The sequence below is a fragment of the uncultured Ruminobacter sp. genome (assembly GCA_902764345.1).
Classification (GTDB): domain Bacteria; phylum Pseudomonadota; class Gammaproteobacteria; order Enterobacterales; family Succinivibrionaceae; genus Ruminobacter.
The window spans coordinates 1-17110 of record CACWVT010000047.1; the positions used below are offsets into that span (position 1 = coordinate 1).

At 44.5% G+C, this 17110-nt stretch carries 16 protein-coding genes; 14 read left to right on the forward strand and 2 right to left on the reverse strand.

What is annotated here, in order from left to right; translation table 11 throughout:
* The 13 genes from QZU58_RS08175 to QZU58_RS08235 form a co-directional block, all read left to right on the forward strand.
* The coding region (locus QZU58_RS08175; RefSeq protein WP_294495984.1) for a hypothetical protein at positions 1–925 on the forward strand (925 nt) is incomplete at its 5' end.
* Between the two features lie 213 nt (positions 926–1138).
* Positions 1139–1657, forward strand: coding sequence for a YceD family protein (locus QZU58_RS08180; protein ID WP_294460341.1), 519 nt, complete (start codon positions 1139–1141; stop codon positions 1655–1657).
* 14 nt (positions 1658–1671) lie between these two features.
* A complete protein-coding gene (gene rpmF, locus QZU58_RS08185; protein WP_031578687.1) occupies positions 1672–1842 on the forward strand; it encodes a 50S ribosomal protein L32 in 171 nt (56 codons plus the stop codon).
* 23 nt (positions 1843–1865) lie between these two features.
* Complete coding sequence (gene plsX / locus QZU58_RS08190; RefSeq protein ID WP_294495985.1) at positions 1866–2873, forward strand: phosphate acyltransferase PlsX; 1008 nt, start codon at positions 1866–1868, stop codon at positions 2871–2873.
* A 6-nt stretch (positions 2874–2879) separates the two neighbouring features.
* Positions 2880–3830, forward strand: coding sequence for a beta-ketoacyl-ACP synthase III (locus QZU58_RS08195; RefSeq protein ID WP_294495986.1), 951 nt, complete (start codon positions 2880–2882; stop codon positions 3828–3830).
* Positions 3831–3840: 10 nt separating this feature from the next.
* Positions 3841–4776 (forward strand): ACP S-malonyltransferase, encoded by a 936-nt coding sequence (gene fabD / locus QZU58_RS08200; RefSeq protein ID WP_294495987.1) that lies wholly within the window; start codon positions 3841–3843, stop codon positions 4774–4776.
* A 14-nt stretch (positions 4777–4790) separates the two neighbouring features.
* The gene (gene fabG / locus QZU58_RS08205) at positions 4791–5522 is read left to right on the forward strand and encodes a 3-oxoacyl-ACP reductase FabG (RefSeq protein ID WP_294495988.1); all 732 of its coding nucleotides are present in this window, start codon (positions 4791–4793) and stop codon (positions 5520–5522) included.
* A 149-nt stretch (positions 5523–5671) separates the two neighbouring features.
* Entirely contained in the window at positions 5672–5908 is a 237-nt protein-coding gene (gene acpP, locus QZU58_RS08210) for an acyl carrier protein (RefSeq protein ID WP_031578692.1), read from the forward strand.
* A 105-nt stretch (positions 5909–6013) separates the two neighbouring features.
* The gene (gene fabF / locus QZU58_RS08215; protein ID WP_294460325.1) at positions 6014–7264 is read left to right on the forward strand and encodes a beta-ketoacyl-ACP synthase II; all 1251 of its coding nucleotides are present in this window, start codon (positions 6014–6016) and stop codon (positions 7262–7264) included.
* A gap of 452 nt (positions 7265–7716) precedes the next feature.
* Positions 7717–7932, forward strand: coding sequence for a YdbC family protein (locus QZU58_RS08220; protein ID WP_294463517.1), 216 nt, complete (start codon positions 7717–7719; stop codon positions 7930–7932).
* 250 nt (positions 7933–8182) lie between these two features.
* Positions 8183–9820 (forward strand): AAA family ATPase, encoded by a 1638-nt coding sequence (locus tag QZU58_RS08225; RefSeq protein ID WP_294495989.1) that lies wholly within the window; start codon positions 8183–8185, stop codon positions 9818–9820.
* A 262-nt stretch (positions 9821–10082) separates the two neighbouring features.
* Positions 10083–11318: a Bcr/CflA family multidrug efflux MFS transporter gene (locus tag QZU58_RS08230; protein WP_294495990.1), complete on the forward strand. Its 1236-nt coding sequence runs from the start codon at positions 10083–10085 to the stop codon at positions 11316–11318.
* A gap of 123 nt (positions 11319–11441) precedes the next feature.
* Positions 11442–12338 (forward strand): PHP domain-containing protein, encoded by an 897-nt coding sequence (locus QZU58_RS08235; RefSeq protein ID WP_294495991.1) that lies wholly within the window; start codon positions 11442–11444, stop codon positions 12336–12338.
* A gap of 129 nt (positions 12339–12467) precedes the next feature.
* On the opposite strand, the gene QZU58_RS08240 is transcribed toward QZU58_RS08235, so the two are convergent.
* Positions 12468–13259, reverse strand: coding sequence for a M15 family metallopeptidase (locus QZU58_RS08240; protein WP_294495992.1), 792 nt, complete (start codon positions 13257–13259; stop codon positions 12468–12470).
* 477 nt (positions 13260–13736) lie between these two features.
* Between QZU58_RS08240 and QZU58_RS08245 the strand changes: the two genes are divergently transcribed.
* Entirely contained in the window at positions 13737–15260 is a 1524-nt protein-coding gene (locus QZU58_RS08245) for a hypothetical protein (protein ID WP_294495993.1), read from the forward strand.
* A gap of 88 nt (positions 15261–15348) precedes the next feature.
* Here the strand turns inward: QZU58_RS08245 and QZU58_RS08250 are convergent, their stop codons facing one another.
* The gene (locus tag QZU58_RS08250; RefSeq protein ID WP_294495994.1) at positions 15349–16935 is read right to left on the reverse strand and encodes a hypothetical protein; all 1587 of its coding nucleotides are present in this window, start codon (positions 16933–16935) and stop codon (positions 15349–15351) included.
* Positions 16936–17110: the final 175 nt, after the last annotated feature.

A 17110-nucleotide genomic window follows, 5' to 3' on the forward strand; every position in this document is an offset into this window, starting at 1 on the left:
AGAGGTTTTTAACTGGAAAAGAATAATTTTTCATTTTACGTGGATAGCAGGCTGCTGTTTTCTTATTTCCCTTGCGGCTCTTTTCTGTAACGAGTTCTTCATTAAACTGCTGAAGCTGGCATCACCAGAGGTAAAGACGGTTTCATCGTTTTTTTTCGGTATGGTGTTTACCGTGGCCGGATTCGTGTTCAGGAGAAAGGCTCCTTCATATCTTAAGATGTATGCCATACTTCTTCTTCTGGGATGTGTGTTTATTGGAATCGGACTGGGGTATCTTGGCAAGGTGCTTGATTTTTCCTGGGAAAGCATAAGATATTTACTTTTGTCGGGATGTCTTATATACGGTCTCATTGGCTGGTTTGGGAAGTCCGGCATGGTCTGGCTCTTTGCCCTGGTTTCGTTCAGCGGATGGCTGGGATGTGAAAGTGGAGCCTCTTTCGGTACATACTGGCTCGGAGTGTCTGAACCGCTGAGATTTATGGTGCTTGGCAGTATTCTTGTAATCCTGGCATTCTGGCCTAAAACAGGATGTTTTCTGGAAAAAAGGGAGATTAATGGTGTTACGCTGGCCTACGGTCTGCTCACGCTGTTTACGTCTCTCTGGTTTCTTTCCCTGTTTGGTGTCTATAGTCTTGACGAAGCTTTTCGATGGAGTGAGAAAGCTTCGGAGGCAGAACTTTTTGTCTGGGCCGTTGTAATGGCTGGTGTGGCACTGATGACTCTGTGGGAAGGGGTAAGGCATGATCGGTCCATGCTGATAGGTTTCGGTTCTGCCTTTCTGGGTATAGAGCTTTATACCAAGTATTTTGAGCATTTCTGGGATTCAATGGATAAGTCTCTGTTCTTTTTCTTCTTTGGCCTGAGTCTTCTTGCCGTTATTGCGGTAATTCATCGGTTTAAAATGAAAAATGCGCATACAGAATGATTTTGATTCCGCCATCGGCTGTGAGTAAAACGGACGATTTGTGGCAGATGGTTTTATGAATGCCTGTTTTTTCGAAATGGTCACCGGTTCCGGGGGCGGATTCGGGGCTGTTAGCAAGGCTGTGAGCATGTGTGTGCTCAGTTAATGTTCAAAAGATAAAATTTAATTTTTTTCTTTGACTATCAATTGTTTTTTATATATCATAGCGACACTATGCAAAAAGTGAAAATTCCACAGAAAGTGGACCCTCGATATACAGCGGCCAAAAGGCTTGATTACGTAGGTATCATACCTAAGGAAAAACTTGAAAGACTGCAGAGTATAGTAGAGGAAATTGTTGAAGATGCCGAAGTTAATCTGACTTTTGGTGTCGATTTGCAGGGTATAACAGCAATTGAGGGCAGTGTTGGTACTGCTGTGAAGTGTGTATGCCAACGTTGCGGTGAGCTCTTTGACTTAAAGATAAGTTCACAGATCCGTTACACTCCGGACCTTAAAAAGGTTGAGGAACTCGGACTTGAGGATTTATATGATTTTGTTGATGTCGATGAGTTCGGTGAAGTCGACCTGTATCAGATACTGGAAGATGAACTGATTCTTGCATTGCCTTCCTCTCCAAGACATGAGGATGCCGATTGTCCTGAAGGCGGAAAGGAATGGGTGGCAGGCGAAATCGTGGAGCCGGAGAAAACCAACCCTTTTGCGGTTTTGAGTAAATTAAAGAGTAAGTAAATTAGGAGAAGGCAATGGCCGTTCAACAGAATCGTAAGTCACGTTCACGTCGCGATATGCGCAGATCACATGATAGTTTAGCTACCCCAACTGTATCTGTGGATAAGACCACTCAGGAATACCATTTACGTCACAACGTAACCGCTGACGGTTACTATCGTGGTGTTAAGGTAATTAACAAGTAATCTGAGTTAAAAAGCAGATCACCTTGGAAGGTATTACTGTAGCACTAGATCTAATGGGGGGCGATTTCGGTCCCCGAGTGTCAGTGCCTGCTATTAAGCAGGCACTGACGTTTTATTCCGATCTGAATGTTCTGGCGTTCGGGCGGGAGGATCTGGTGCTTGATTTTTTTAGGAAAGAAAAACTCATAGGTAATTCCAGAGTTGAGCTGATTAATGCTGTCGATGTCATTGAAGGGAATGAAAATCCGAAATTCGCCCTCAGACATAAGAGACAGTCATCAATGTGGATGGCTATTGAAGCCGTTTCTACAAAAAAGGCCATGGCGGCTGTGAGTGCCGGAAATACCGGTGCTATGGTGGCGATAGCCAACCATCTGCTCGGGAACATTCCCGGGATTCATCGCAGCGCACTGGTGAAAGTGTTGCCTACATTGAATAAAAAAGGGACTGTTTTTCTGGATTTAGGCGCAAATCTTCATTGTGACCAGAATGTGCTTTTTCAGTTTGCCGTAATGGGCTCCATTCTGGCTTCTGACTATCTGAATATTGAAAATCCGAGAATTGCCGTCCTTAATGTGGGACGTGAAGCTATAAAAGGTACTGAAGCCATTCAGGGTGCGTCCGCACTGCTGAATCAATGTAATACACTGAACTACATTGGTTTTGTGGAAGGTAACGATATCTTTGGTAACGTCGCGGATGTTATAGTTACGGATGGTTTTTCCGGAAATGTCGCACTTAAGACTGCGGAAGGTCTTTATCGTGTGATAGAACAGCGGTTATCTGGATATACACTGTTGCACAAACTGCTCAAACCTATAAAATATCTTCATAAAAAACGTATAACTGACATGCAGCCTGACGGATACAACGGTTCGTCTCTTCTGGGACTGAACGGCGTTGTCGTAAAAAGTCATGGTGCTGCTGACTGTAATGCTTTGGTTAGAGCGATTGCTCAGGCTAGATCCGAGTGTCTGAACAGGGTACCTGAGCATATTGCTGATTGTTTGATTAAATTAAAGGGCGCATAGAACTCTATGTACAGTAAAATTCTTGGTACAGGCAGTTACGTTCCTCCGAAGGTTCGTACGAACGCCGATCTTGAAAAGATGGTTGAAACCAGTAATGAGTGGATTGTTGAAAGAACCGGTATAAGAGAGCGCCGAATCGCCGAAGGTGATGATACTGTTTCGGTAATGGCTTACAAAGCCGCATTAAAGGCTATTGAGGCTGCCGGCATCACTGCCGACGAGCTTGATCTGATTATAGTCGGGACCACAAGTGCTCCGAATGCGTTTCCGTCAGCGGCCTGCCAGGTTCAGGCAATGCTGGGAACCAAGGGACAGCCTGCGTTTGACGTGGCTGCAGCATGTAGCGGCTTTTCATATGGTTTAAGTATTGCTGACTCATACATAAGATCCGGTACTGCCAAAAAGGCTCTGGTAATCGGTGCTGACGTGATGTCTTCTGCCTGTGAACCAAATGACAGAACAACAATTATTCTTTTCGGAGACGGTGCCGGTGCTGCGGTGATTGGAGCCAGCGAGGAACCTGGTATTTATTCCGCCACAATTCATGCTGACGGTTCATACGGTGATTTGCTTAAATTGCCTAACGTAAACCGTCTCAATCCTGAAATCGGCTGGCTTTACATGAAGGGAAATGAAGTCTTTAAGGTCGCCGTTAATACTTTAAGTCACGTTGTTACCGAGACTATGGAAGAAAATTCCATTGATCGCGGTGAACTCAAATGGCTTGTTCCTCATCAGGCAAATCTGCGCATCATTGCGGCTACTGCCCGCAAGCTGGCCCTGCCTATGGAACAGGTGATTGTAAATCTTGATAAGTACGGCAACACTTCAGGTGCATCCGTGCCTATCGCCCTGGATGAAGGAATCAGAGACGGCCGTATCAAGAGGGGAGATTTAATTCTTCTTGAGTCTTTCGGTGGCGGTTTTACCTGGGGCAGTGCTTTAATTAAATACTAGGAGTTGTTATATGGCTAATTTTGGTTTTGTGTTCCCTGGACAGGGTTCACAGTCTGTAGGTATGCTCAAGGAGCTTTCAGAGCAGTATTCCGTAATCAGGGATACCTTTGCTGAAGCATCCGAAGTGCTCGGCTACGACCTTTTTGATCTTGTAATGAACGGCCCTGCCGAAGAATTGGGTAAAACTTATAAGACTCAGCCTGCCTTATTAACTGCTTCAGTAGCTCTTTACAGACTTTGGCAGGAAAAGACTTCCTTAAAGCCGGCCGTAATGGCCGGTCATTCACTCGGTGAATACAGTGCGCTGGTATGTGCCGGTGTAATTGATTTCAAGGATGCCGTAAAGCTTGTAAAGCTTCGCGGTGAGTTCATGCAGGCCGCAGTTCCTCTCGGAGTGGGGGCAATGGCTGCCGTTATCGGTCTTGCTGATGACGTTGTAATCAAGGCATGTGCCGAAGCCAGCGGTTCACAGGTATGTTCAGCCGTTAACTTCAACTCTCCTGGGCAGGTTGTTATAGCCGGTAACAAGGAAGCAGTTGAAGCTGCTTCAGAAGCTCTCAAGGCTGCCGGTGCAAAGCGCGTTCTGCCTCTTCCGGTAAGTGTTCCATCACACTGTGCTCTCATGAAGAGTGCCGCCGATGAGCTGGCTAAGGAACTTGCAAAGGTTGAATTCAAGGTTCCGTCCGTGCCGGTGATCAATAACGTTGACGTGGCTAAGGTTGATGATGCTGATGCAATCAAGGATGCACTTGTAAGACAGCTCTACAGCCCTGTTCGCTGGGTTGAAACCGTACAGGCAGCATCTGCTGACGGAATTAAGACCATGATTGAAGTTGGTCCGGGTAAGGTTCTTGCTGGTTTAATCAAGCGTATTGATAAAGAAGTTAATGCAATTTCTTTAAATGATGCCGCAACACTCGAAGCTTCTCTGGCTGCTGTTGCATAATTAAAGGAGTAAATATGGATTTTTCAGGTAAGGTTGTACTTGTTACCGGTGCCTCCAGAGGTATCGGTAAGGCTATTGCCGAAAGCTTTGCAAAACTTGGTGCCAAGGTATGCGGAACCGCTACTTCTGAGAGCGGTGCTGCCAAGATTACCGAATATCTCGGTGAAAACGGTAAGGGACTTGTTCTCGATGTTTCTTCTCAGGAATCAGTAGACAAGTGCCTTGAAGACGTTAAGGCCGCTTTCGGTGACGTTGATATCCTGGTAAACAATGCAGGTATCACCCGTGACAATCTCTTAATGCGCATGAAGGACGAAGAATGGGATGCCATCATCAATACCAATCTCGCCAGCGTATACAGAATGTCGAAGGGCGTTCTCAGACCTATGATGAAGAAGCGTGCCGGCAGAATCATCTCCGTAAGTTCTGTTGTTGGTCTGATGGGTAATCCTGGTCAGTGTAACTATGCGGCTGCAAAGGCTGGTCTCATCGGTTTTTCAAAGAGTCTGGCAAAGGAAGTGGCATCACGCGGTATTACCGTTAACTGTGTGGCTCCTGGCTTTATTGCCACTGATATGACCGCGGCTCTGACCGATGATCAGAAGAATGCCATTCTGACTCAGGTTCCTGCCGGAAAACTCGGTGATCCTCAGGATATTGCCAATGCTGTTCTGTTCCTCGCATCCGACATGGCTTCATACATTACCGGTGAAACCATCAGCGTGAACGGCGGCATGTATATGTAATTTCAGTATAATAGTGATGTAGAACAGTTTTTTTAATATTTTACTAGATATACTAAATATAAATAGCTATAATGGGCTCAATTAAATGAGTTTATTAACCCGAAAGGGTTTGTATATTAACACGATAATCGTAAATAGGATTAATATAAATGAGTAATATTGAAGAACGCGTTAAGAAAGTAATCGTTGAACAGCTTGGTGTTAACGAAGATGAAGTAGTTTTATCTGCTTCTTTCATCGATGACTTAGGTGCTGACTCTCTTGATACCGTAGAATTAGTTATGGCACTTGAAGAAGAGTTCGATACCGAAATCCCTGACGAAGATGCTGAAAAGATCACTACCGTTCAGAGCGCTATCGACTACATCGAAGCACATCGCAAGTAATAGCTACTTAATGTAGTTTTTCCGTGATATTAAAGAAGAGCGTTTTGGTGGTTAACTAAACGCTTTTCTTGTTTAGGTCTTGTTTTAATCGTACGGAGGCAATCTGTGTCAAAACGCAGAGTTGTAATAACAGGTCTTGGTATGCTTTCCCCTGTAGGTAACACCGTTGAGGAAGCATGGAAGAATTTATTAGCCGGTAAGAGTGGTATTTCTCTTATCGATCATTTTGATACCACTGACTATTCAAGCAAAATTGCAGGTTTAGTAAAGGACTTTGATTCTGAAAAGTTTGGTATTAACAAAAAAGACAGCCGTAAGATGGATTTATTTATCCAGTACGGTATTGCCGCAGCCTTAATGGCCTTTGAGGATTCAGGTCTTAAGATTACTCCGGAAAATGCTCCTCGTGTAGGTTGCGCGATCGGTTCCGGTATCGGTGGTCTCGGTTTAATTGAAAAGAATGCCGAATCACTGATTGAAGGCGGTCCTCGTAAGATCAGTCCGTTCTTTGTTCCGTCAACCATCATTAACATGGTTTCAGGTCATGTATCAATCAGACTTGGTGCCCGCGGTCCTAATGTTGCTACCGTAACTGCATGTTCATCAGGTACTCATGCAATCGGCCTCAGTGCCCGCATGATTCAATACGGTGATGCTGATGTTATGATCTGCGGCGGTGCTGAAAAGGCTTCAACCCAGATGGGTATCGGCGGTTTCTGTGCCCTTAAGGCTTTATCAACCCGTAATGACGATCCTGAAAAGGCAAGCCGTCCATGGGATATCGACCGTAACGGTTTTGTACTCGGTGACGGTGCAGGCGTGCTGATTCTTGAAGAACTCGAACACGCAAAGGCACGCGGTGCCAAGATTTACGCTGAACTTGCAGGCTTCGGCATGAGTTCTGACGCATTCCACATGACTGCTCCTCCGGAAGACGGTGCAGGTGCGGCTCTTGCAATGCAGAATGCCATCCGTGACGGCGGTATCACTCCTGCAGAAGTTGGTTATGTAAATGCTCACGGTACTTCTACTCATTTAGGCGACCTGGCAGAAATCAGAGCCGTGAAGAGTACCTTCGGTGACGCCATTTCCACTGTTCGTGTCAGCTCAACCAAGTCAATGACCGGTCACCTCCTCGGAGCTGCCGGTGCGGTTGAAGCAGTAATCACCACTCTGGCTGTCCGTGAACAGATTTGTCCTCCAACCATCAATCTGGAAAATCCTGATCCTGAAGTTGAAGGTATCAATCTGGTTCCTAACGTAGCCCAGAAGGCTGAATTTGAATACGCTCTTTCAAATTCATTCGGTTTCGGCGGAACTAACGGTTCATTACTGTTTAAGCGTTACTCAGAATAATCCGCTCTGCGGTATTATTACATGCGAGGGAGAACGGTTAATCCGTTCTCCCTTTTTTATATCGTTTTTTCAAGTACTTTAAATTCATGTAAAACTGTTTTATTAAGTATATGAATTTATAATATCAGTTCTGTTTTAAATCCTTTATTAAAAATAATTATTAAATATGAATAACCATATTTACTTAATAAAGCATACGTATGTCTTTTCTGTGTTTGTTAATTATGGAGTTGTTTAATTTAACGTAACGTAATGTAATTTAATTTAATATTTTTTTCAAAAATGCGATTTCATTTACAGATGTATAAGGTAATTAATGTTTGAATATCATAAAAATTTGCCGGTATAACCGGTACGGTTTGTTTGAGGAAATGTGAACGTACACTTCGGTCTTCATAAAATAATAATCGACACATGAGAATACCGATGTCAATTAACCATAGGAAATACTGATGACAGACATTAAATTTGAAATTGTAGAGGAAATTGCCGTAATTTCCGAAAATCCAAAGGGGTGGCGTAAGGAACTAAACAGGGTTTCGTGGAACAATGCGGCACCAAAGTATGACATCCGTGATTGGGCTCCGAACCATGAAAAAATGGGGAAGGGTGTAACCATGACTCAGGAGGAGCTTAATTCACTCAGACAGGCTCTGCAGAATATCTGATATTTTTTTTCCGGGAGACCCAGGGTTTTCCCGGAGAATATTTTACCGTTTAAGCTTACGGCATTCTCAGCACGCTTCCGTTCATCGTTTTAGTATTGCGGGTTTTTCTTTTTTACCTAAAAGATGTCTTTCTTGTCCCTTATTCCCATTAATACGGGAATTTTTGTTACAATCCTGTATAATATGCGTAAATTTGTATGGTATTAATTGCCGTTTCCGTTTTTAAATTTTTTAAGAGCTGGTGTCGCAGATGCTGATTGACGTAACTCAGGACAATCTATACATATCATTATGTTCCCGTAATCTGAGGGTTGATAAAACTTCCTACATAGAGGTCGTTGATGAAGCCGTTGCTGATGGGCATAACTTTATTTCCCTGTGTGCTCCTGCAGGGCTCGGCGTATCCACTTTTGCGGATATGATTGGTGCCTTTTATGACCAGCGAACCGATCCTGCCGTTTTCTGGGGCTCGGATATCGTCAATAAACAGGATATATTTAAAAAACGCGGCAGTTTTACGGTGCTTACGTTTGATTTTACGGACGTGAATGCCACAACATCATACAATACCTTTATTACCGATCTGTCCACACAGACTGCGCAGGCCATAAAGTCAATGTATCCGGAAGTCAAAAAATTGCCGAGGTATGATTGGGTCGCTCTTCTCAGAGGGCTGTATGCGGAATCCGGAAAAAAGCTTGTACTGATTTTCAAGAATTTTGACAGGGTACAGCGATTCGTAACCAGAAGTTCCGAATTTTTGAACGCCTGGCGCCGTCTGTGGGTGTCTCTCATTGAGGCTGATCGTCGCGATGGTTTCATCTATCTCTCTCTTGCGGGAACTCATATTCCGGGAATTGCGGACATGCTTGTGCATCCGGAGCATCCTGAAGCCGGTCCGCTGTTCTATAACCTGTCATCGGAAAAACAGACGGGATCATCCAGAATGTTTGGCTGGTGCGGTATAACCTATGAAGAGATGACCACCGTTCTCAAGGCAAGCTTGTCGGAACTTGATTCCGATGAGCTTTATGACTGGTGCGGTCATTATGACGGCGGCCTGGTTAAACCGAGCACACTCTTTACCTCAATAGAGGCAAAGGATCTTTTTATTACCTCCGTGGTCAGCAACGCCGTATGGTTCATACGTGACAGCCTCAACAGCGGCAATGGAGCCTATCTCCTGTGCGGTGATATCGGCATTGCCAGACTGCTTAACGGAGAGGTGGTAAATACCCGGGAAATTAGCAGATTTGATCCTCGTAATAACACCAGATATACCGGGGAAATCTATTCATATACCAGAAGATTTCTGCAGATTCTTTATGCTGAGGGACTTGTTTCACTGGTTACCCGTGATGACAGCAGACTTGACGTGGCTGAACTTGTCAATACTGAGATTGTAATGGCAGTGTCCGATGAGGTAAATGCCCACGATGACTATCTCAGGGAGCTCTGCGGCCTCGTTTCACGCAGGGAACAGATTCAGCTGGCTCTCGAAAATACTGATGCATCTGTTCTTGCGGACGTGCTGTGCGGTTATCTGAAGCTTCAGAAGAAATATCTCGGCGACTCCAGCAGGGTAACCATCTGGCAGGCTGTTTACGACTTTATATCTGATATTGAGAATTATGAGGTTATTCCGTTCGGCAATGTCTTTATCATCAGGGAAACAGCCGGCGGTGAAAGCTATACCGTGATTGCCGTGGCCGTGAATGCTGATGAGAATGAACTTCTTGACGTTACTCTTAATCTGAGAATCAATTCAGCTTCCTTCAGAAACCTGATTCAGGGATATACCGGAAGAATAAATGCCATGATTTATAATTTCAAACTGGCAAATGGCAGTGATCCTGTCGTTTCTGTTAAAACAACCCTGTTGGCGTAGTGCCGCTCAATCGCATGTTTTTTCTGATAAGGGGGCAGTATCGTGTTTCTCCGGTGCTGACCTCAACGGCCTTTTTCAAGTACTGTTATTTTTAAATTTCCAATTACGAATTGCGTCGGGAATTGTTAAAATTATACTGTGACGTCTTTTGTATCAGGAATGAGGTACGCATGGTACCGGCAAAGTCCTGACGAGAATATATGCACCGGAGTGTTGGCTCCGGCTTCTGTCTTAAAAACATTCAACTTCAACGGCGAGTGACATGTCTGACTTTAAATTTTACAAAACCATCCTGTTCCTGTGTCTTGCAAGCTGTCTGGCTCCTCTTGCAACCGATATGTATCTGCCTTCACTTACAGGCATAGCAGGGGAGATGAATACCTCGATTAGCGATATGCAGTTAACCGTAAGCATATTCTTTGGCGGATTCGCTGCGGGACAGCTCATATACGGACCTCTTTCCGATGCTCTGGGCCGTAAGAAGATAATAATGATCGGGACGCTGGTATTTACGATAGCCTCTCTGTGTGCCGTATTTACCAGAAATTTCGGGGTATTCTTCGTAATGCGTCTGCTGCAGGCACTTGGCGGGGCTGCCGGCGCTGTTGTTGCCAATGCCGTAATGAAGGATATTTTTAAAGGGACACAGTTTAACAGGGCAATCAACATTTCCATGATCGCCATGAGCCTAGCTCCTCTCATTGCTCCGACACTGGGGGGAATGCTTGCCGGATTCGGATGGCAGTACTGCTTCTATCTTCTTGCAGCCATCGGTGTGCTGATTCTCTGCTGCATAGGCTTTGGCATACCGGAATCATTGCCGAAGGACAGAAGACAGCCGCTGAATTTCTCTGTCATGCTTGCAAACTACGGAAAGATAATCAGTCATAAGAGTGTCTGCGGAACCGTGCTGGCACAGGCATTAAACTGTGCTGCCATGTTCTCATTTATCTCAGGTGCCTCACAGGTATACATGAACATTTACGGTCTTGACAGTATGACCTTCGGACTGGTATTTGCCCTTAACATTATTTCACTGATGATCGTTGTGAGCTTTACCGGGCGGTTCGTAAAAAGATTCGGGCTGCTTACGTCTTTTATGGGCGCACTGTGTTTCAGTGCCGCAGGCAGTACGCTGCTTCTTGTGATGGCTCTTGCCGAGACGGACTGTCTGCCTCTGATTATTATTCCCGTTGTGATGACCGTCTGTACCGTGGGTCTTATCGGTGCCCTGAGTACAACGTATACTCTGGGAAAATTTCCGGAAATGACCGGTACGGCATCTTCGGTTATGGGCAGTCTGCGTTTTGGACTGGGAGCTCTTGCAGGACTGGTTTTCAACTCTTTTTCAGGAACAACGGCAGTGCCTATGGCCGCTACCATGTTTGTTCTGTCGGCTGCCGCTCTTGCCGTATTTACGTTATCCCGCAGATTTCATTTACAGGAGACGGCGGCTGCAGCAGGTATGGCGGCAACTGATAATGCGAATCGTCAGTGATGAAAAAGAGACGGTCAGCATGAATGATGGATACCATAAGATCTGCTGACGGTTCCGTCTGCTACATCGGTTTTTTTCTGCCGCAGATTTTATCTGCGGCAGTCAGGATAAAGGGGGTTAGCCATGAGTGAATATTGTGAAGGTTTAGTGATTGATCTGCATAATCATTCAAACAAATCAGATGGTCTGTATTCGCCTTCTGAGGTCGTCAGAAAGGCTTTTGATGCCGGTATCAGGGTATTCGGCCTGTCTGATCATGATAACGTGTCAGGGATTGATGAAGCCTGTGCGGAAGCCGTGAAAGCGGGTATAAGTCTCGTGGCGGGAGTGGAAATTACCACCCCCCGTAAAATACATATTCAGGGACTTTGCATTGATATAGAAAATAAGTCACTTACCGAACTGCTGGATATGCAGAACCGCAAGAGAAGGGAGTACACTGAGCTTCTCTGCCGAAAGCTTGCGGATGTGGGTGTATTTATCGATTATGACGATCTCATGGGAACATTTGCCGGTACCGTAAACAAGTATAATGTTTCGCAGTATATGGTAAACCGCAAAATGGTGGAGCTTACCAGTCCTGATGATGTTTACGAAAAGTATTTTGCCACCGGCGGTCTTGTTACCATTAAAGAGGCTCCGTGGTGCAGTATGACCGAGGCCGTGGAGACCATATTAAATGCCGGAGGAATTCCGGTTCTTGCTCATGTATGGCGTTATTTTGATCCTAAAAAACCGGAAAATACGGAAGATGTAAGACGCCAAAAGATGCATGAGCTCACCAGAGCCTTCAGGGAGGCAGGTGGGGAGGCCATGGAGACTCTCGGATGCAAACAGCTGAACGCCTTTGAAAAAGAGTATCCAACCGAGCTGGCTTTGGAATTCGGGCTTTATGCCTCATGCGGAACGGACTATCACCGGGATGACAAGGTTCCTCTGGGAACGAGATATGTTTTTGATGAAAGGCTTGTTCCGGTCTGGAAGCATCCGAAGTTCCGTTTCTATGGTTCAAAGGGGTAGTTTTTGCCTTGCCTCTCAGTAAATGTATCGGGTCATAAACTTGTTCAGGTTATGATCTTTTTCATGAAGAAGGCCGACAGGTAAAGAACTGCCGGCCTGATTTGGCTTTATATAGATACGGAAGTGTTATTATTTAACACATCTGTCATTCGAAACTGAAGTAACAGATACCGGGAAAGTGAAATAAGTGTCAGGATAAGGTTCGTCTTTTAGCGTAAAGTGCCACCATTCTTCTTCCAAAGGTTTAAAACCGTTATTCAACATTGCATCCCGAAGAATCATTCGGTTGTTATATTGTTCTTTAGTGATTTTTGTATAATCCGGATGGCTCAGTAAACCAAAGTAATCGAACGTTCCTCCCATATCTACTTCTTTTTCCGTTTTCATGTCAAAAAGAGTTAAATCAACCGTACTGCCGCGACTGTGTCCTGAATGTTCAGCTATATATCCCTGAGGGAAAAGAACGTCTTTTTCCAGTTCTGGATAAAAATACGGTTTCATTGCCACATCATTAGTGTCAAGAGCCCAGCGCATAAAGTGATTAACAGCTTTTTGAGGACGATAGGCATCAAAAATTTTTAGACGGTATCCCTTCTTTTTTAACTCATCACTGACTTTTCTGAGTGCTGTGGCAGCCTCTTTTGTAAGTAAGGCAACCGGTTCTTCATACCCGTCAATTCTGGTGCCCACAAAATTATATGTCGAATAATATCTGATTTCTAAAATTGCATCAGGAACTGATTCGCTGAGTAACACAAAGCCGCTGGCATCATCAGAAAGATTTAACTTGGCATCACTGTTGGATATTTCATTGAGAGTATCTGTTTTTGCCTGCTCAGCCTGGTTTGCACAACCGTACAAAACGAGAGTTATGGCAAAAAATAAAGATGTCAGTCCTTTTCTTTTACTCTGTTTTTTCATATCAGTTTCTCCTTCCGTAGTGAAATTTTTCTGACTGATTTTTGTTGGAGTCCTTTTATTTCAATACTTAATATGCCGAACCATACTCATAAATTCTAACATGTCGGTAGTTGTATTTCTTGAGCATAAACGACAAATCGATAACAAATATCTGTTCATCAATCATCCGCGTTACCAAAAAATAAATCCGCTCAAAAAAGCCTCTGATGTCCGATACATATTTCTGTCCCGGAAATCGGCTGGCAGGCAGGATGGAGGATTTGTCTCAGACGGTGAATAGCCGACCCGGTGAATGAGAAAACGCCGACAGATAAGAATTAGTCGGCTTTTAGCTTTTAAAAGTATGTGTGAACGTCACAGAAAGAAAGACACCTGTTGTGTATTATGCAAACATGATGAGCGGTTAATGCCATACCGTACACGGAGAAGACGAAATAATAATTGAGGTTTATCTCCACTTAAACGTCGGAGTTTTTCATGAAATATTCAGACCATGCCAGATGTCCGGGCTGTTCCGGAAATCTGGTTTTCAATATTACGGAGCAGATGCTTGAATGCGAATCCTGTTCAAGCATGTATACCGTTTATGAGTATAATAATATTCTTGCAGAAAAGAAGAAAAAAGGATCTGAATCATTCAGCCGTGGCGCTCTTTTGAATGTGGAGGAGGGGGACGCCAGTAAGGAGAACATGCTTCGTTCATACACCTGCTCCTCATGCGGGGGGGAGATTACCCCGGGGGCTGCAGCAGCCACCGGAGTATGCCCGTTCTGCGGTAATGCCCTGGTTTTTACGGATAAGTACAGGGATCAGCAGGTTCCGGATTTTATTGTTCCGTTTAAAATCGATAAGGCTCAGTTTCTTGAGGAATACAGGGCAGTACTCAAAAAGCGGATGTTTGTTCCGGATGCCTTCAGGGTGGGGGCAACATTTAAGAATATAAAGGCCTGGTACATTCCCTTTTGGCTCTTTGACGTTACCGTGTCCGGAAATGCGTCTTTTCAGGTGGAAAGAGTAAGTTACAGCAACAAGAAATATCATCACGTTGTGTATTCCGGGCATGGTTTCGGTTCTGAAACCTTCACAAAGATACCTCAGGATGCATCGATTGAGGTTGATGACAGAATATCTCAGATGCTTGAGCCTTTTGAGTGTACCAATGCTCCCAGATTCAGTTTTGCATATCTTGCCGGACTTCATGCCAAGGTATATAACGTGAGCAGGGAAGACTGTCTTGTAAGGGCAGAGAACAGAGCCAGGGAATCATTTGACAGATATCTGAGTGATGCTGAACTATATGATTACTACAAGGTGACCGACAGACAGTATGATTACAAGCCGTTAAAGGCGAGCTATGCGCTGTTTCCTATATGGCATATGGACATTATCTGGCAGGGCAGAAAGTTTCCGTGTGCCGTAAACGGCCAGACGGGCAAAACAGCCTGCAGTATTCCGGTAAGCATGGTCAAGTTTGTATGCAGTCAGCTGTTTCCGTGGCTGTTCTGTCTGAGTCTGTGCTACTGGGTATGCGCTCTCGGCGTTATTAAAGACGGTAATTCCATGAAGGGAATGACTGTTTTGATTTTTCTTTATGCTTCAGTGGTCTATGTCTGCGCCAAATATATCTTTGTCAGAAATCTGAGTACGGCTCTTTTCAGCATCCTGTTTACATATGGTGCCTGGCACTTCGGTCATGAGGCTTATAAGGTGTATTCCGGAGGTGAGGAAGCCTTCGATATTGCGCTTGTTACCGCTGTCATCCTGTTTGTTTCAATAGCTTTGTGCTGTTTGCTCTGGAAGCTGGTGAAAAGGCAGAATGCATTTACGCTTGCCCCACATTGTGATTACTGTCATTCTGATGATTATCAGAATAATGTGACAAGAAGCTGGTCTAGGGAGGAAAAAAAGAAATGCAATTCTTCTGCAAAAAGCATCATTGAAGGCAGTAAGCGGTCTAAGAACGACGAAGACAGAGTGGGAATTTGGTATTTTTTTAACTAAAGATTTCAGTCAGGAATAAGGCATGGGCATGTCGTAGACTTTTTATGATGCGGCATGCCTAAAACGGAGATTGCCCGGAAGCTCCGTGTTACTTATACAGATCCTTTGTGCTGATACCGAAACGTAGGGTGGTGTGCTTATGGCTACGCAGGCATAGATGTCTGTGTTTTACCTTTCTTTCATAAACACGTAAACTTCCGGGGATTATGTAATCGTCACCCTGTCTTACGAGTTTCAGGTCCGTTATTTTCTGCAGACGCTGAGGCATGAATTCCGAGGTCGCTTTGGACAGAATCAGAAAAGGAATCAAGACCATTGGGCTCAATATGTATATGAGGTTACTTGGTGTCACAATTGCGGTCAGAGCAAGAAACAGAATTCCCAACAGCATAAACAGAGTTCCGTAAAAATAACTTGTTCGTTCAGTTTTAAAAAACCACTTTGGAGCGGTTCTGTTTACGAAGAACCATACGGGAATCAGGGTTGCGGCAATGAAGTACGGATGGTTCAGAACAGGTGGCAGCGTGGATGTCTTTTCAAAGAAAAGCGACTGTGTCAGCCAGAGATAACAGAAGGACAGGTAAAGGAACCAGCAGCTTACGGCACAGATATTTATTTTTTTTGTGCATACCGGAAAGCTGCCGACGCATTTGCCGGTTTGTCCGTTCATGGAGAAATTGAATTTTCTGTTCTCTTCCCGTTCCCAGTAGTTCGTGTTTTTTTTATTGCTTTCCCATTCAACCTCTGCCGTCCATACAGGAAACAGTGCGTAAAGCATTCTGTGATGGACGAGTCTGTAGTTCTGTTCGCTGCCTGCGAAAAAATCATATTTTTTTGCATTGGTCAGAAAAACGTCAAAAGATGTGTGCATTCTTTTCAGAATCTGATAAAGGCCGTGTTCCGAATCAACGTCGTAGATTTTGGCATCCAAGCCTGAAAGCCAGGCAGGACTGAACGGTACGGCAGCATTCGTATTGAATGGTTCAAGAGGCTGAGTAAGTTTGTCATCGAGGCTGTCGCAGGCATCCTGCGGAATTCCGGAGATACGTATTGAACCGCGGGCGTGGCATTCCCTTACAAAATGGAAATAGTTCATTTTCTCTCTGCCTGTAAGTGATATCGGCCACGGAGTTATTGTTTCTACCTCATAATCAAGAGAGCCTGAAAGCTCGGCATCGCATACCCAGAACGGTATGTATGACGGAACGTATTTGGCTGATTTCAGCTTTTCGATAAAGGCATCCGGAACCATTGTTCTTTCCATAGCCTTCTCAATGATTTTTTCCCTAAAGTTTTCCTGATCCTTTTGGAACGGAATTAGAAAGTCCGGCATCTTTTGTGCCCTGTATTTGTCGGTCATGATAATGTCATTTCCGCAGAATGGACACTTTGCCGTAGCTGAAAGAACACCAAGATAAATCTGTCCGCCGCAACTGCTGCATGTATAGTAGCGGTTCAGAGGATTCTTTTCATTATCGTTATAAGCTTTTGCTCCGGATATGAAAGCATCCTTTACTCCTTTTCGGTTTTTCTCCGCAACGATATTATCATATTCCCGTACCGTGCTGGTTTTACCGCAGGATTCGCATACGAGCTTCTGCTTTCTGATGCTGAATATCATGTTGCCGGAGCATCCCGGACAACGTATGTGTACTGACTGAATCACTCTGCCCATCCGTTACGGCACCGGAGAGGCATACCGGACTTTCACTTTTCGGCAGTTTCGGCGCAATTTATGGTTTTATCTTGTGTAAATATAAAAAATATTATTCTGGCATATGCAGATAATCGGATTATATCATTTTGGACGGATTAGGATTGGACGGATCGCACATAACTGAGAGGAATAC

What these genes read in the sequence shown, in the direction of transcription:
- QZU58_RS08180 (WP_294460341.1), top strand. Translation starts at nt 1,139, where the DNA reads ATGCAAAAAGTGAAAATTCCACAGAAAGTGGACCCTCGATATACAGCG.
- rpmF (WP_031578687.1), top strand. Translation starts at nt 1,672, where the DNA reads ATGGCCGTTCAACAGAATCGTAAGTCACGTTCACGTCGCGATATGCGC.
- QZU58_RS08195 (WP_294495986.1), top strand. Translation starts at nt 2,880, where the DNA reads ATGTACAGTAAAATTCTTGGTACAGGCAGTTACGTTCCTCCGAAGGTT.
- fabD (WP_294495987.1), top strand. Translation starts at nt 3,841, where the DNA reads ATGGCTAATTTTGGTTTTGTGTTCCCTGGACAGGGTTCACAGTCTGTA.
- fabG (WP_294495988.1), top strand. Translation starts at nt 4,791, where the DNA reads ATGGATTTTTCAGGTAAGGTTGTACTTGTTACCGGTGCCTCCAGAGGT.
- acpP (WP_031578692.1), top strand. Translation starts at nt 5,672, where the DNA reads ATGAGTAATATTGAAGAACGCGTTAAGAAAGTAATCGTTGAACAGCTT.
- QZU58_RS08220 (WP_294463517.1), top strand. Translation starts at nt 7,717, where the DNA reads ATGACAGACATTAAATTTGAAATTGTAGAGGAAATTGCCGTAATTTCC.
- QZU58_RS08225 (WP_294495989.1), top strand. Translation starts at nt 8,183, where the DNA reads ATGCTGATTGACGTAACTCAGGACAATCTATACATATCATTATGTTCC.
- QZU58_RS08230 (WP_294495990.1), top strand. Translation starts at nt 10,083, where the DNA reads ATGTCTGACTTTAAATTTTACAAAACCATCCTGTTCCTGTGTCTTGCA.
- QZU58_RS08235 (WP_294495991.1), top strand. Translation starts at nt 11,442, where the DNA reads ATGAGTGAATATTGTGAAGGTTTAGTGATTGATCTGCATAATCATTCA.
- QZU58_RS08240 (WP_294495992.1), bottom strand. Translation starts at nt 13,259, where the DNA reads ATGAAAAAACAGAGTAAAAGAAAAGGACTGACATCTTTATTTTTTGCC.
- QZU58_RS08245 (WP_294495993.1), top strand. Translation starts at nt 13,737, where the DNA reads ATGAAATATTCAGACCATGCCAGATGTCCGGGCTGTTCCGGAAATCTG.
- QZU58_RS08250 (WP_294495994.1), bottom strand. Translation starts at nt 16,935, where the DNA reads ATGGGCAGAGTGATTCAGTCAGTACACATACGTTGTCCGGGATGCTCC.